The organism is Arthrobacter sp. TWP1-1 (assembly GCF_049897845.1).
Classification (GTDB): Bacteria; Actinomycetota; Actinomycetes; order Actinomycetales; family Micrococcaceae; genus Specibacter.
In genome coordinates this window covers 80,566-95,476 of the sequence record NZ_JAFCXC010000010.1, presented here as the reverse complement: position 1 = coordinate 95,476, position 14,911 = coordinate 80,566, and the positions used below count along the sequence as shown (strand labels likewise).

Genomic DNA, 14,911 nt, shown 5'->3' with positions numbered 1-14,911 from the left:
TCGTCCGCTTGCGTTGGGCGGAACCCGCCTGATGCGTGGCTGCTCGCTTGGCTGGGTCTCTTGGTCAAGTGTCGCGCACAAATTGGCGAGCAAGCGGGAAAACACGTGACCCTCGGGGTGGCAACGGGCTACGTTTAGAAAACCAGGTCATACCCCAGCTGCCCAAGCACCATGAAAATAGGACAAGGAAATGTCATGACTGAGGCCTTTCTGATCGGCGGTGCGCGGACGCCCGTGGGCCGCTATGGCGGTTCCCTCTCTTCTGTGCGCCCCGACGACCTCGCGGCACTCACCGTGCGCGCCGCCGTCGAACGTGCAGGCATTGATCCGGCCACGGTGGATGAGGTGATCCTCGGCAACGCCAATGGTGCCGGTGAGGAGAATCGCAATGTGGCGCGGATGGCGTGGTTGTTGAATGGCTATCCGGACAGCGTTCCTGGGATTACCGTCAACCGGCTGTGCGCCTCGGGGTTATCGGCCATCATCATGGCGAGCCACATGATCAAGGCCGGTGCCGCGGACATTGTGGTTGCCGGCGGGGTGGAATCGATGAGCCGGGCTCCGTGGGTCATGGAGAAGCCTGACAAGGCCTTCGCCAAGCCCGGCGCCGTTTTCGACACCTCGATCGGCTGGCGTTTTACGAATCCCGCGTTCCTCGACGGCGAGCGCAGCCGCGGTGGCAAGGCCGCGTTCTCGATGCCGGAGACGGCAGAAGAAGTTGCCCGGGTTTACGGTATCTCGCGGGCTGACTGCGACGCCTTCGCCGCCCTGTCGCACGAACGCGCGTTGGCGGCGATTGCTGCGGGGAGGTTTGCCGCGGAGATCGTGCCCGTCAATGTCCAGGGGCGCAAGGGAGCCGTAACTGTGGTGGATACCGATGAGGGTCCTCGGCCCGGGACTACCGTGGACGTTCTTGCCGGACTCCGCCCGGTGGTCAAGAGTGGCTCCGTGGTGACGGCCGGCAATGCCTCAACACTTAATGACGGGGCATCGGCAATCATCGTCGCTTCCGAGGCCGCCATTAAGAAGTACGGCTTGACGCCGAGGGCTCGGATTCTGGAGGGCGGCTCGGCCGGAATGGCCCCGGAGCTCATGGGGATCGGCCCGGTGCCTGCAACGCGGAAGGTGTTGGAGCGCGCCGGGCTGGCTGTCGGTGACCTGGGCGCCGTCGAACTTAACGAGGCCTTCGCCTCACAGTCGCTGGCCGTCATGCGGGAGCTGAAGCTGGATGCGGGGATGGTGAATGCCGACGGCGGCGCTATCGCCCTCGGCCACCCGCTGGGTTCGTCTGGGTCTCGGCTGGTCGTGACCCTGCTGGGGCGGATGGAGCGCGAACTGGCCACCGGCGGGCGCAAACTCGGTCTGGCAACCATGTGCGTTGGCGTGGGCCAGGGAACGGCGCTCCTGCTGAAAGGTGTGTGATGACCACACGAAGGCCACTAGTCGTGAACAGCGATCAGTTCGGCGCCGGGTCCACATCAGCGACGTCGACCCGAACAAAATCTACATCCTCGTGCCGCACGTGCACGCCGCTAGCATCGACAAGGACAGCTCGCACACGCTCTTGGCCGTCCCGAGTCACGGGTCGCCTGTTCACCCCTGGCCCGCGAGGAACATTCGCGTCTCCCCACTGCTGCATGGCCACGAGGACCAGCTTGAGTTCATTGCCGGCCGCGGTCAGCTCGTAGGCATCGCGCGTCCGTTGGCCTTGTTCTTGATAGGGAACCTTCTCCAAGACGCCGTGCTCCACGAGTGTGTTTAGCCGCGTGCTGAGCACGTCGCTGGCGATGCCCAAGGAGTCCCGGAACTGCGCGAAGGTGCGCTTCCCGAAGAATGCCTCGCGGAGCAGGAGGAAGCTCCAGGAATCACTGAGAACGCCTAGTGACCTGGCGATACCGCATTGGCTGTCGAGTGCGTTCACGAGGGTTGCTGACTTACGAGGCATGTTCCAACCGTAGCTTGAATCTGCACAACCAATCCAGCAGCAATATTTGACCCGCTGTAGCATCGGTCCATCGGCAACACACCAGCAACCCGAATTGTTACAGCTGGGTTGCCATAACCAATTTAGCTTCGTTATGGTTGATCCAGCCCGTCCGGCCATGCGAATCGCTCTTGCCGCGCTAGCAAACAGTCCTGTTCCGAGAAACCAAAGGATAGCCCGTGACTCCACAGCCTGAGGTGCCGACGAACCGTTCGCGCACCATTCACTACCAAAGTCCGGAGCCGGACAAGAAGAAGCTGTTTGAGCGGACCGGACTCGAGCAGTTGCGCGCCCTCTCTGACGGGACCGTTGCGCCGCCACCCATTAGCAGCCACATCGGGCTGGAATTCGTTTCAGTCGCAGAGGGCGACGTCGTGATGACCGCGCAACCAGATGAATCGCACTACAACCCGATCGGCTCGATTCACGGCGGATTCTTTGCCACCGTCCTTGATTCGGTCTGCGGTTGCGCCGTGCACAGCACGCTGCCAGCAGGAGTGGGCTACACCAGCCTGGAGATCAAGGTGTCCTTCCTTCGGCCCATCACCGCGGAAACGGGAACCGTCACCGCCCACGGCTGGGTCACCCGCCGCGGCCGGAGCGCATCCTTCGTCGAGGCCGATATCCGCGACAGCCAGGGCCGTGTGCTGGCCACCGCATCAAGCACCTGCCTGATCATCCCCATGGGCCCCGCGCAGTGAGCCACCAAGTCCCAATCGAACGCCTACTGCCGGCGCGCAAACGAGGACAGTTAGGCAAGCGTGGCGCATTCCTCGCCGCCGCATCCGTGCTCGCCCTAGTGCTTTGGTCCTCCGGAGCCCCGAGCACGCTGTACCCCAGCTACGCCGAAAAATGGGATCTCGCCCCGGTGGTGATGACCAGCGTCTTCGCCACCTATCCCCTGGCCCTCATCGTGGTCTTGCCACTCTTCGGCAACCTCTCCGACGTATACGGTCGTCGTTGGGTCATGATCGGCGGCGTCGCCTTCATTGCACTCTCCACGCTACTGTTCGCGTTCGCACCAAACGTCGGGTTCCTGTTCGCCGGCAGGGCGCTGCAGGGCATTGGCTCCGGCCTGGCCATGGGAGCGGCAACCGTGTCGCTGATTGAGAACAATCCCCGGATCAGCCCACGCTTTGCCAGTACGACGGCGACAGTTGCCACAGCGACGGGGCTCACCTTGGCCCTCTTCGTCAGCGGACTGATGGCGCAATATGCGCCGCTGCCCTTGGTCCTGAGCTACCTCGTCTTGCTCGTGCTGGCTATCGCGGCGGCGGCAGCCCTGCTCATGACCCCGAGCGACCGGCCCGAGGTTCGGCAGCGTTGGCGCCCCCAGTCCCCCAAGGTTCCGCACGGAATCAGGATGAGTTTCGTGATCGCCACTTTGTCGGTGGCACTTGCCTATTCCGTGGGCGCGATCTTTCTTTCCCTTGGTGCCCACATGATCGCCCAGTTCGTCCAGACCGACAACCGGGCGGTGGTCGGTTCGCTCCTGGCCAGCTCATCTGTGGCAATCTGCCTTACCGCACTGCTGGCTGTACGAGTTCCAGCCCGTACCCAGGTGTGGGCCGGGGCCGTGCTGACGGTCATCAGTCTGGCCCTCATGGTTGGTGCAAGCACGTTTGGATCAAGCGCCCTGTTTCTGAGCTGGTGCCTGATAGGTGGCAGCGCCTATTCCCTGACCTTCACCGGCGGGCTGGGCCTCATCAACAGCGTCGCACCCGCACGCCACCGAGGGGCAACACTCTCGTTGCTCTACCTTGTCGCTTACCTTTTCCAGGCAGTGACGGCCATCGGAGTCGGGGCGCTGGCCACTTCGGGAACCCTGAGCACCGCCGTGATAGTCGCGGCCGCGACACTGGCCGGCCTCTGCCTACTCGTGGTTGTCCTACTCAAGATCTCGACTCGCGTTTCCTCGCAGGCTGCGAGCGCCGTCAACGCTTAGCGGCATCCGCATCGCCGCCCTCAAATCTATTGAAGGCCAAGGACTGCCGTGGCATGCTGAAATGAGTCACTTCGAGGAGGAATCATGCAACGGATCGTGCCCAACGTATGGTGTCAAGGCAACGCGGTGGAGGTCGGAGATTTCTACTCTGCGGTGCTTCCGCAGACGTCAGCCGAGACAACCATGAACTACCCAACAGAAGGCTTGTTGGACTTCCAACGCGATTTTGCCGGGCAACCCCTCGTCGTGGATGTGACCGTCAGCGGTTACCAGATCCGCCTCATCAATGCCGGGACCGAGTTCCGCCCCAACCCTGCCATCTCGTTCGTCCTGAACATGGATCCGCAAGTGTTCGACGGCGGCGAGGATGAGGCCCGCGCCCGCATCCAGAGCATCTGGGAGGCTTTCGCAGAGGGCGGTCAAGTGCGCATGGAGCTGGGCGAATATCCATTCAGCAAGTTCTACGGCTGGGTCGAAGACCGCTTCGGCGTGAACTGGCAGCTGATGTTGAGTGAGTCAACAGGAGAGCTACGGCCATTGGTGATTCCACAGTTCCTCTTCACCGGCCCCATTGCCCAGGCCCAGCAGGCCATCGAGCTCTACACCGGGCTTCTCGCGGATTCAGGCACCGGCATGGTCATGGCCCACCCGGACGAGGCCAACGGCATCATGTTCGCCGAATTCAAACTTGCCGGGCAGTGGTTCTCTGGCATGGATGGCGGCACCGATCACGAATTCACGTTCACACCAGGGCTGTCGCTCGAAGTTTCCTGTGCAGATCAGGACGAGATTGATCGCTTGTGGGAGGTACTCTCCAGCGTGCCCGAGGCCGAACAATGTGGCTGGGTGGTGGACCGCTTTGGCGTGAGCTGGCAAATCGTGCCGGAGAACATGGGCGAGCTCATGGAGCACCCGGGCGCCTTTGCTCGGATGCTGGAGATGAAGAAGCTCATCATCGCCGAGCTGTAACGCGCCGCCGCGTTATCTCGGCGGCCATGAACGTCCCCTCCTCGGCAGGCCGGCCCATAGATCGCGTTTCAGAAATCAACCCGTGCAACGATGCGAGTTCTGGTCACCCGCCAGATTGAGATCGACTCCTCTGCACCGCCGGTTCTGTCGCCTATTTTCGCCTTGCGACCGGCCCATTCCCGCAGCTGTTTACGAAACGTAATGCGTTATCGGTCACAGCACTTAGTGTTAAGCCTGCACTCAACGTAATCGTTTGCGTAAACCTACGAAGACGAGTTGGGCAAGCAGCAATCAACTATGGGAAAGGGATCCAGTGGCCACTATTCGCGATGTCGCCGAGCTTGCTGGCGTATCCCCGGCGACAGTTTCCCGAGTGGTCAATGGCCTCGTGGGCTACTCCGATGCAACTCGGCTCCGAGTCGAAGAAGCAGTCAAAAGTCTGAGCTACGAAACGGACTACTTTGCCCGAGGCCTAAAGATTCGGCAGACCTCGGTCATCGGGCTCCTTGCACCCATGGTTTCGGATGCACTGACTTCCCAGGTCATGCAGGGCGTGGAAATTGAGGCTCAGGAACGCGGCTACGCAGTGATGCTCGGCCGTACGGGCGCCAAGTCGGCCTACATCGCCGATTATCTGCGGACGTTGCGGACCTACCGGGCAGCCGGCGTCATCCTCATCTCCGCGGTGATCACGCCGGAGATCAGGCAATTGCTGGGGCCAACTGTGCCAGTCATCTCCGTCGCCATCAGCGACAAGTCCGGCTCACCCAGTGTTGCTATCAATGACGAGCAGGCAGCCTATGACGCAACCCGTCATCTGCTCCGGCTTGGTCACCGCCGGATAGGTCTACTGACTGGCAATCTGGCGTCCATCTACGTCGCCCAGCCACGCAAACGCGGCTACGAGCGAGCCATGACGGAAGCCGGCTGCAAGCCAGTGACAGCAACGGGCACCTTCTTCTACGAGAGCGGCGCCGCCTGCGTCGATGATCTCCTGAAGCAGGAACCAGGACTCACCGCATTCTTCGCGATGAGCGATGAAATGGGTGCCGCCGCCATCAACGAACTGCAGCGACGCGGATTCCGGGTACCGGAAGACGTGTCAGTTCTAGGCTTCGACAACATCTCCACCTCGCTCCATGTAAATCCCCAGCTGAGCACCATGGCCCAACCGCTCGAGGAAATGGGGCGGACGGCAGTGAAAAAGTTGCTCCGAGCCCGTGACATGGGCCCACAGATCATGGCCCACCGGCTGATTGAGCGCGGATCAACCGCACCAGTCAGTTCCGCAAGGCCAAGCCAAACGGCGTCAACGAACTAAACCCCACACACAAAAGCACACCACCGACAGTGATGTCGGCCGGTTTTCCGTGCCACAAAACAGTCATTCGCATCAACAAATTACCTAAATAACAAGGAGCAACACATGAGGCAGCGCCGCCACACCTGGCAAACTCTTCTCACCACCGCCGCAACACTGACCGTCACGGCATTGGCTCTCACCAGCTGCAGCGGCTCCACGACGGAAGTCAAAGACAAAGCGGCTGTCAGCGCCGATTCCTTCACGGGCAAGGGCCCCATCAACTACGTGTCCAACCGCGACGCCTCGGGCGCCGCAAATAAGGTCATCGACGAATGGAACGCCGCCCACCCGGAGGAGAAGGTGACGTTCATTGAACTGCCCGACTCCGCCGACCAGCAGCGTCAGCAACTCATTCAGAACGCCCAGATCAAGTCGGACACCTTCAGCGTGCTGAATCTCGACGTCGTCTGGACCTCCGAATTCGCCGCCAACAAGTGGATCATGCCGCTCCCGGCAGACTCCATCCCCACCGAGAAGATGATTCCGGCAACAGTCAACGCCGCTACGTACCGCGACGTCTTGGTTGGCGCTCCGTACTACACCGACGGCGCCCTCCTCTACTTCCGTTCGGATCTGCTCAAGGCCGCTGGCATTGCCGCTCCCCCGAAGACGTGGGCCGAGATGAAGACCGCCTGCGCCGCGATCCTCGCCCTCCCCGAAGCCGCAAAAATGTCTTGCTATGCCGGCCAGTTCGACAAGAATGAGGCCCTCACGGTCAACTTCTCAGAGGCCGTGGCCTCGGCCGGCGGCACAGTGGTCGATGCAGAGGGCAAGCCCACCCTCAACACCCCTGAAGCCAAGGTAGGTCTGAACCTGCTGGTTGATGGCTTCAAGGACGGCATGTTCCCCTCGGACGCCATCACGTTCCTCGAAGAGCAGGGTCGCCGCGCATTCCAGGACGGCGAAGTGGTCTTCATGCGCAACTGGCCCTTCCTTCACGCCTCGCTGAGCGCCACTGACGGATCCAGCAAGGTCGCTGGCAAGTTCGGCATCACCTCAATCCCCGGCGTCGACGGCCCCGGCGTTTCCACCCTTGGTGGTCGCAACCTGGCTATCTCGCCGTACACCGCCAACAAGGCCACGGCCTTGGAGTTCATCAAGTTCTTCACCAGCGAAGAGCAGTCGACCAAGCGCCTCGAGCTCAGCTCGCGTGCACCTGTGTACGCCTCCCTCTTCGCTGACCCCGCAGTTATTGCAAAGCGCCCCTTCTTCCCCACGCTGCTGACCTCACTGGAGAACGCCCAGCCGCGGCCCAAGGTAGTTCAGTATGGCGCCACCACCAAGGCCATTCAGGAAGAGGTCTACGCGGCCATCACCGGAGCGAAAGACACTGACACGGCCTTGGCTGATTTGCAGACAAAGCTCACCGAGCTGTCCAAGTAACTCAAGTAATTCAGACAGCTTCATAACGCAGCAGTTCTAACCACGCGCCTGGCCGGCCCGCCCTGCCGGCCAGGCGCACTGCAACTCCAGATAGGTTCCAGCATGACGATTACCACTGCCCCACCCGCCAGCCCACAGACGGGCAATCCACCAAAACACGGTCAAGCCAAGCGCCGCAAGCGCTCCCCCGGCGAAGGCCGCATGGCCGCGATGCTGCTCTCCCCCACCATTGTGGTGCTGGCCCTGGTCATCATGTATCCGTTACTCTCCGCCGTGCATCAGTCACTGTTTCGTGCGGAATCCGGTCTGGACGCAGACGGTTTCGTCTCGGAAGTGGACCAGTTCGTTGGCTTGGCCAACTATGTTGACATGTTCGTTGGGGAGTCCGGCAAGAAATTCCTGAACGCCTTCGCGAACACAACCTTCTTTACCGTCACCACGGTCTTCCTCGAAACTGTTCTTGGCCTCTGCCTGGCACTCGCCATGAACAGCGCCTTCCGGGGCCGGGCCTTCCTGCGCGCCAGCATTCTTGTGCCGTGGGCCGTCCCCACCGCCGTTTCCGGTCTGCTGTGGCGCTGGATTTTCCAGTCCGATGGCATTGCCAACACTCTGCTGGGCACCGAAATTCTCTGGACGGCTGAGGGCAACGCTTCAAAGCTCGCCGTCATCATCGCCGAAGTCTGGAAGACCGCACCGTTCATTGGCCTCTTGGTCTTGGCCGGTATGCAGGTCATCCCCGGCGAGGTTTATGAAGCCGCCAAGATCGACGGCGCGGGCTGGTGGCGCCAGCTCACTTCCATCACGCTTCCCATGGTCAAGCCCACCTTGTTGGTTGCCATCCTGTTCCGCATGCTCGATGCCCTGCGCATGTTTGATCTGCCCTTCATGCTGATTGGCCCAGGAAAGGACTCCGTGGAAACACTGTCCATGCTTGCCTGGGATGAATCCAACCAGCTTCGCTACGGACCCGCCGCTGCGTTCTCGGTGATGCTCTTTCTGTACGTCGCCGTTGTGGCCGTTGTGTTTGTAAAGGTACTGGGCGCTGACGTCACAGGAGCCAAGGAGCTGAAGCTGCTCTCCAAGAAGAACCGCGCCGGGGCGTCTCGCAGCAAGTTGAGCCAAACACCGGTGAACCCTGAACTGAAGAAGACTGAAGACAAGAAGACTGAGGCCAGCTCATGACCATCTCCGACCTCCGCAACGCAGCAAAGTCCTCTGGCGCCAACAGCGCCACCAGCCACGAACCGCCCTCGTTCAAGCCAAAGACCAAACGCACGTGGCGCTCCTACGGCGTCTATGCGGGACTCGCCGTCATCTTCATCTACTGCCTGGCCCCGTTCTACTGGATGCTGGTCTCGAGCCTGCGACGTACCTCGGACATCTTCGACAACACCCTGCTGCCGGCGCCGTTCTCGCTGGAGAACTACGCGAAGGTCTTCAGCGGGAGCACCATGTTTGGCCAAGCGCTGCTGAACTCCCTGATCGTGGCCGGTACCACCACGGTGTTCGCCTTGATTCTGGGTATCTTCGCGGCCTACGCCATTTCCCGTCTCAACTTCCGTTTCAAGTCCCTCATTCTCGGCGTCATCATCGCCACGTCCATGTTCCCCGGAATCTCCGTGGTGGTTCCACTGCTGCGACTCTTCACGGATATTGGCTGGATCAATAGCTACCAGGCCATGATCGTGCCCAACCTTTCCTTCGCCATCCCGCTGGCAGTCTGGAACCTCACCACCTTCATGAAGTCCCTCCCGTTCGATCTCGAGGAGGCCGCCATGATTGATGGTTGCACCAAGTGGCAGGCCTTCCGCCGCGTGCTGCTGCCCCTTGCCGCCCCGGGCGTCTTCACCACTGCGATCCTGACGTTCATCCATAGCTGGAACGAATTCATCATTGCGCTGTCCATGATCAACAACCCGAAATTCCAGACGGCCACTGTTGCGATCTCCAAGTTCACCGGCGCCACTGAATTCCAGGCTCCGTTCGGCGAGCAGATGGCTGCCGGCGTCATCGTGACCATCCCGCTCGTGATCATGGTGCTGCTCTTCCAGCGCCGCATCGTCGAGGGCCTCACCGCAGGAGCAAGCAAGTGACCCCGAACGCGCAAGTTAGCGCCGCGGCCGGAACTACAGCCGTGGCTACTGATGAATGGTGGAAGTCCTCCGTCATTTACCAGGTCTACCCCCGTTCCTTTGCCGACGGCGACGGCGACGGCGTGGGCGATCTCGCCGGGCTCATCACCCGGCTGCCGTATATCGCCACCCTCGGCGTAGACGGGATCTGGATGACTCCATTCCAGCCCTCTCCCCAGCTTGATCAGGGCTACGACGTGAGCGATTACTGCGGCGTTGACCCCCTCTTTGGCACCATGGAACAATTCGATGAACTGCTCCAGCTCGCCCATGAACTCGGCCTGCGCGTATTGCTCGACGTCGTCCCCAACCACTGCTCCTCGGAGCACCCGCTGTTCCAGGCCGCACTTGCCTCAAGCCCGGGTTCACCGGAACGGGACCTATTCCACTTCGTCCAAGGGCCAGCAGATATCGCGTCTGGCGGCACCGACCAGACTTCGGTGGGCACCGACGACGTCCCGCCGAACAACTGGCAAAGCGTGTTCGGTGGAAGGGCGTGGAGCCGTGCCGTGCCGGATTCACAAACGGACACCGACTGGTATCTGCACCTGTTCTCCGCGGGCCAGCCGGACTGGAACTGGCGCAATCCCGCCGTCGGGGACTACTTCGATGACGTGCTGCGATTCTGGTTCGACAAGGGCGTGGACGGACTGCGTATTGATGTGGCGCATGCCCTGTTCAAGGCCGAGGGACTGCCAGACACACCCGCCACGCTTGATCTGGTGGACGGGCTGCGGGCCAATCCGCAGGTTTCGGACCAGGAAGAAGTCCATGACGTCTACCGCAGGTGGCGTGCTCTGGCCGAAAGCTACCAGCCACACCGACTTCTGGTGGGTGAGGTCAATCTGGAACCAGCCCGGGCAGCCCGCTACACCCGTGCCGACGAGATGCAACAGACGTTTGCTTTTGCCTTCGTGAAGCTCAGTTGGGATGCCGCGGCGTGGGCGGCTGCTGGCAATGAACTCGAAGCGGCCCGCGAGCCCCAAGGTGCCGCGCCAACATGGGCGTTGGAGAATCATGACATCGTCCGGTCCGTCACGCGTTTTGGCGGTGGCGAACTCGGTAGCGACCGGTCGAGGGCGGCACTAGTCGCTCTGTTGGGCTTGCCGGGCCCGGCATACCTCTATCAGGGGCAGGAACTTGGACTACCTGAAGCCGATGTTCCCCTCGAGGCCCGGGTGGACCCCATGTGGACCCGGGGTGGAGTTTGCCGCGACGGGGCCCGGGTACCTCTCCCATGGACTGCCGATGCTGCTCAGAATCATGGATTCACGCTGGCTGGTTCAGGAACCCGGCCGGCCGCTGAACCGTGGCTGCCGATCCCCTCTGGTTGGGGCTCGCACGCCATTGACCTCCAACAGAGCGATGCCGAGTCATCACTGGCGTTGACCATCACTGCATTGGAACTGCGCCGCAAGCTGTTGGCCATGGACATTCTTGGCGCGGACGACGCCGGATCTTGGCGCGTGGAGGCGGGGAACCTGCTGATCTGCGAAAGAAACGCCGGCTTCTTCGTCGCCGTCGCGATGGGCACCGAAGCGGTGCAGCTGCCCGTGGGAACTGTGGTGCTCAGCGCCGCTCCCCTATTGAAGGACGGCTGGCTGCAACCGAACAATGCCGCGTGGGTGTTGCGAGGTGAAGAACGGGTCATTTGATAGGTGGGCCGGATCCGGTTTTTGGTGTTGCATTGGCCCCTCTCTGATGGGCCAATGCAACACCAAAATCCCGTCATTCGGGTCCTTTTCGGTGCCTGTCAGATTCCGATCGACGCCACCCGCGTGAGGACTCGAGTGCCGTTACGCAGTTGCCATTTACAGCTTTTTGGCTTCTGTTCCAGAGATACAGGGCCAACAACGAGGCTCTGCTGACCATCAAGACACCACCGGAATCAGGATCACAGTCAAGTCCTAGCTATTAGCGAGCTCACTAACGGCTGGTGGGATGTATTTGCGAAGATATTCGCGAAGGTGCGGGTCGCAGACATAGACGTACGTCCCCAGAATCCCCCGCGTCATTAGGACCGCGTAAATATTCGTGATGTAACGAAGGAGGTCATCGTCGCTGTACACGAGGCCTCGTTTTGGGTTGTTTTCCTTACCCTTCTTGTCGAAATAGTTGGCCCGGTCGACTTTTATGCGTTGTTCAACCGGATCGAAACGAAGGTCCGGCCCTATGATCACGCCCGCGTAGTTAAGGTCATAGCCTTGAATAGTATGAATAGAGCCGACTTCTTCAGTCGAAGTCGATGAGTTCACCCAGTCGGTTTGGGTCCGGTTCCAGCGAAGCTTGCACCCGTCAATTTCGATATCGAAAGCACTTGGGTCAGTCTTCGTTTTCCATTCCCACGCGTACCCAGCAACGAGTCTCGCAAGTTTACTTTTAGTTTCTCGCAGATCCAGGTTCATCTGCATGGCTTCGAGGCTGTCGAACAACCTGAAATCATAGTTGGTGAACTGCGTCAGTTCGGGCGGAGTTGGCGAAAGGAGACACCGCACGTAGTCGATATAATCGGCACCGCCTTGGACACGCATTTGTGAACGTAGTCTATAGAATCGTTCTTCACCCTTCGCCTTTTCAAGCAGGGAAGTCAATACGTGTTCGGGCAGATCTGCTGGTCTGACGCTCTGCGCCGAATCCACCAAAAAGATCTGATGGTCACTACATTTGAGGATCCAATTAAGTTGGGTGAGCTCTAAATCATCTTTTCCAAAAAGTTCCTCGTTGATTTCTCGGTACTTCTTGTTCTGAGGTCCCGACGGTTGGTTAGCGCGCTGGCTTAGTCGATGTGCTTCGTCCACAATCAGCAAGTCATACTTTTCGCCGTTATTTCCAAGTTCAAAGGGGCTAAGTACCATGAACGCTTCAAGGGCCGGCGTCTTCTTGAAGACCTTTTTGATCGAAGATCGCAATGATTGCTGGGGAATGACCAGACCGATCTTGAGATCGACGAGAAAATCACGGTTACCCTCTTGGAAGTAATCGGAAAAGATCGAGTCGCTGTCAAGATTCTCGCCATCAACTGAGGCGTTGATGTCCCTCAGTAGCTTCATGAGGTAAACGGCAACAATCGTCTTCCCTGTACCAGGATCCCCCTGTACGACGATGGTGCTTGATGTACCAATTTCAAGGGCCGAAAGCAGCCCGTCCAATATGTCGCTGACCGCAGCGGCTTGATCAGGGTTGAGCGCCTTGAACGGGGAAAACTTGAAAAGATCGCTGTTCTGTATCTGCGGGATACTCCGCTCAAACAATCCCTCGGCGCGAAGTTTTTCAAAAATTTCGTCGAATGATGCAGTGTATTGCTGGCGGTTGTAATAGTCAGAGTCTGTAACTCCGCCATTTCCGTTCACAACTTGGTAGCGGCCCTCGCCAGCAAACAATCGGATCAGAAAAGACTCTAGGTCGAGGCAAGCGGACTTGTTGAATGTTTCATCGATGACAAGATGCATCCTTTGCATGCCCGCTTTTGCATCTGATTTCAGGTGTTGACGCATGCGGGTAGACACACTTAGCGACTCGCCAACATACACTTCATTTGAATCATTGAGCGTGTAGACGACTGGCCAATTGGTGAATTGATTCCCGGCCCGGCTGAGGTCATCGATTCCGTCGGTTGTAAAGTTTCGCCGCTCGATCCTAAAGCTTGTCATATTTCGTGCTCCGCCCACGAGCTTTCTCGACAGGGTACTTAGTACGAGTCTCTTGCAGCTTCTTGGCCACGATTTCATCCGGATGGCGCCCTAGCGAGTCTGCAAGTAAGTATGCGTACGTCAGTACGTCAGCCAACTCCGCCTCAACTCGTTCCGCATCTGACTCATCATTCCACTGGAAGCATTCAAGCAGCTCGCCAGCCTCAATCGAGATTGATTTCGCCAAGTTTGCGCGGCTATGGAATTGGGCCCATTCACGTTCTGAGACGAACGCTCGCAGGGCAACAATCAGAGAATCATCAGACATGATTTCACCGTAGCATGCCCCACGGGACAGGCTCTCCCGGAGGATCCTTGATCCCGTATCACTCCTAGAAATAGCAATTTTGCGCTTTCCTGAGAAAATTGAAGGTTCAACAGGGAAGAGCCATGAAAGGAGAGTATTCAAGAAATATTCCCTCTTTGTCGACTCCCCGTGGTTCGTGGTGAATCATCCAGGACAACAATGGAATTCACCACGAACCACGGAGCGCCGGCAAAACTGCCACCATGCGTCCCGAATCAAAATGCAGCAAAATAGCTAGCCGACCACTCAGTTCAATCTGCAAGCGTGCGTCCATCGGGGCCTTGCAAAGTCGTTTCACACAGTTGGATGAAAATTTCAGTGTCAACACAGCTTGGCGTGGCAATACATAGCCGACGAACTAGTTGTTGGCACTGGAATAGAAGTCACTCAAGTTCGGGCTGACTTCAACCCAACCACCTAGTTTCTCAGCGATTCCTTCGGCCTCGAGTTCTGTCTTGTCATTTCCAGAAATCGCATAGTCCGACTTGGCAAGTTCGCTAGGGAAAACGGAAACCATCCAATTTTTGCCCATCGCCTGTGCGGACCCCTTGAATCGATCGACATTTGAGCTGAACCCTTCAGTCGTGTCGCCGACTACAGCTACCAGCTTTAGTATCGGTTTTACATCGCATTCAAGTACTTGTACGGTCAAGATTTCAGAGACCCTCTTCGTCGTGGGTTCGTTGCAGTCATCATCGGAAAGATAACTGTGGGAATCGATCACGTCCTGAAGTGAAACTAGGCTTTCCTCAACGGACGGTTGAGGTTTCGCAGGGGACGGCTCACTTGAGGAACAACCCGTTAGAAAAATCAGCCCCGCGGTGACCAGCGCCGCAACACTTCTCGTTTGTGTAGATAAAGACATTAAAACTCCCAATCGAATTGTACTCCAGCAGTTCATCTAACAGGGTTTGACGATCCAGGACCAAATTTCTATTAGCCTTTTCCGGAGTGAGCCCTCTCCTACTTCACGAATTCAAGATGACTCGTATGTTCTCACCTCATGCCTCACACGCCTGGCATCCAAGGTTTGTCTATCAGAATCAACCGACCAAACTGTGAAAAACAACTGACCGTGCCAGAAAACTAGCCTCTTTGGACTACTCTTGGTCCGAGCCTACGTATGGACACCAACGACG

13 protein-coding genes are annotated in these 14,911 nt (G+C 58.9%); 9 read left to right on the top strand and 4 right to left on the bottom strand.

What is annotated here, in order from left to right; translation table 11 throughout:
- The first annotated feature begins 195 nt into the window (after positions 1-195).
- Positions 196-1,422: an acetyl-CoA C-acyltransferase gene (locus ACP7B9_RS15430; protein WP_425864801.1), complete on the top strand. Its 1,227-nt coding sequence runs from the start codon at positions 196-198 to the stop codon at positions 1,420-1,422.
- Positions 1,423-1,456: 34 nt separating this feature from the next.
- On the opposite strand, the gene ACP7B9_RS15425 is transcribed toward ACP7B9_RS15430, so the two are convergent.
- Entirely contained in the window at positions 1,457-1,945 is a 489-nt protein-coding gene (locus ACP7B9_RS15425; protein WP_425864799.1) for a winged helix-turn-helix transcriptional regulator, read from the bottom strand.
- 218 nt (positions 1,946-2,163) lie between these two features.
- Here ACP7B9_RS15425 and ACP7B9_RS15420 point away from each other — a divergent pair, with 218 nt between their 5' ends.
- The 8 genes from ACP7B9_RS15420 (at position 2,164) to ACP7B9_RS15385 (ending at position 11,431) form a co-directional block, all read left to right on the top strand.
- Positions 2,164-2,685, top strand: coding sequence for a PaaI family thioesterase (locus tag ACP7B9_RS15420; RefSeq protein ID WP_425864797.1), 522 nt, complete (start codon positions 2,164-2,166; stop codon positions 2,683-2,685).
- On the top strand, positions 2,682-3,929 hold the full coding sequence (locus tag ACP7B9_RS15415) for an MFS transporter (RefSeq protein WP_425864796.1): 1,248 nt from the start codon (positions 2,682-2,684) through the stop codon (positions 3,927-3,929). Before ACP7B9_RS15420 ends, ACP7B9_RS15415 begins: the two co-directional genes overlap by 4 nt.
- Before the next feature lie 84 nt (positions 3,930-4,013).
- Entirely contained in the window at positions 4,014-4,898 is an 885-nt protein-coding gene (locus ACP7B9_RS15410; protein WP_425864795.1) for a VOC family protein, read from the top strand.
- Between the two features lie 313 nt (positions 4,899-5,211).
- Positions 5,212-6,219: a LacI family DNA-binding transcriptional regulator gene (locus tag ACP7B9_RS15405; protein WP_425864793.1), complete on the top strand. Its 1,008-nt coding sequence runs from the start codon at positions 5,212-5,214 to the stop codon at positions 6,217-6,219.
- A gap of 105 nt (positions 6,220-6,324) precedes the next feature.
- A complete protein-coding gene (locus tag ACP7B9_RS15400) occupies positions 6,325-7,644 on the top strand; it encodes an ABC transporter substrate-binding protein (RefSeq protein ID WP_425864792.1) in 1,320 nt (439 codons plus the stop codon).
- A gap of 102 nt (positions 7,645-7,746) precedes the next feature.
- Positions 7,747-8,826 carry a carbohydrate ABC transporter permease gene (locus ACP7B9_RS15395; protein WP_425864790.1) on the top strand — a complete coding sequence of 360 codons (1,080 nt, stop codon included), beginning with the start codon at positions 7,747-7,749 and terminating at the stop codon, positions 8,824-8,826.
- A complete protein-coding gene (locus tag ACP7B9_RS15390) occupies positions 8,823-9,737 on the top strand; it encodes a carbohydrate ABC transporter permease (RefSeq protein ID WP_425864788.1) in 915 nt (304 codons plus the stop codon). The genes ACP7B9_RS15395 and ACP7B9_RS15390 overlap by 4 nt, the downstream gene beginning before the upstream one ends.
- On the top strand, positions 9,734-11,431 hold the full coding sequence (locus tag ACP7B9_RS15385; RefSeq protein ID WP_425864787.1) for an alpha-amylase family glycosyl hydrolase: 1,698 nt from the start codon (positions 9,734-9,736) through the stop codon (positions 11,429-11,431). Before ACP7B9_RS15390 ends, ACP7B9_RS15385 begins: the two co-directional genes overlap by 4 nt.
- A gap of 252 nt (positions 11,432-11,683) precedes the next feature.
- On the opposite strand, the gene ACP7B9_RS15380 is transcribed toward ACP7B9_RS15385, so the two are convergent.
- From ACP7B9_RS15380 to ACP7B9_RS15370, 3 genes are all read right to left on the bottom strand, one after another.
- Complete coding sequence (locus ACP7B9_RS15380) at positions 11,684-13,426, bottom strand: DNA/RNA helicase domain-containing protein (protein ID WP_425864785.1); 1,743 nt, start codon at positions 13,424-13,426, stop codon at positions 11,684-11,686.
- Positions 13,413-13,733 carry a nucleotide pyrophosphohydrolase gene (locus tag ACP7B9_RS15375; protein WP_425864784.1) on the bottom strand — a complete coding sequence of 107 codons (321 nt, stop codon included), beginning with the start codon at positions 13,731-13,733 and terminating at the stop codon, positions 13,413-13,415. Before ACP7B9_RS15375 ends, ACP7B9_RS15380 begins: the two co-directional genes overlap by 14 nt.
- Positions 13,734-14,130: 397 nt before the next feature.
- A complete protein-coding gene (locus tag ACP7B9_RS15370) occupies positions 14,131-14,637 on the bottom strand; it encodes a hypothetical protein (RefSeq protein ID WP_425864782.1) in 507 nt (168 codons plus the stop codon).
- Between the last annotated feature and the right edge of the window lie 274 nt (positions 14,638-14,911).

What these genes read in the sequence shown, in the direction of transcription:
- ACP7B9_RS15430 (WP_425864801.1), top strand. Translation starts at nt 196, where the DNA reads ATGACTGAGGCCTTTCTGATCGGCGGTGCGCGGACGCCCGTGGGCCGC.
- ACP7B9_RS15380 (WP_425864785.1), bottom strand. Translation starts at nt 13,426, where the DNA reads ATGACAAGCTTTAGGATCGAGCGGCGAAACTTTACAACCGACGGAATC.
- ACP7B9_RS15410 (WP_425864795.1), top strand. Translation starts at nt 4,014, where the DNA reads ATGCAACGGATCGTGCCCAACGTATGGTGTCAAGGCAACGCGGTGGAG.
- ACP7B9_RS15390 (WP_425864788.1), top strand. Translation starts at nt 8,823, where the DNA reads ATGACCATCTCCGACCTCCGCAACGCAGCAAAGTCCTCTGGCGCCAAC.
- ACP7B9_RS15400 (WP_425864792.1), top strand. Translation starts at nt 6,325, where the DNA reads ATGAGGCAGCGCCGCCACACCTGGCAAACTCTTCTCACCACCGCCGCA.
- ACP7B9_RS15425 (WP_425864799.1), bottom strand. Translation starts at nt 1,945, where the DNA reads ATGCCTCGTAAGTCAGCAACCCTCGTGAACGCACTCGACAGCCAATGC.
- ACP7B9_RS15370 (WP_425864782.1), bottom strand. Translation starts at nt 14,637, where the DNA reads ATGTCTTTATCTACACAAACGAGAAGTGTTGCGGCGCTGGTCACCGCG.
- ACP7B9_RS15395 (WP_425864790.1), top strand. Translation starts at nt 7,747, where the DNA reads ATGACGATTACCACTGCCCCACCCGCCAGCCCACAGACGGGCAATCCA.
- ACP7B9_RS15375 (WP_425864784.1), bottom strand. Translation starts at nt 13,733, where the DNA reads ATGTCTGATGATTCTCTGATTGTTGCCCTGCGAGCGTTCGTCTCAGAA.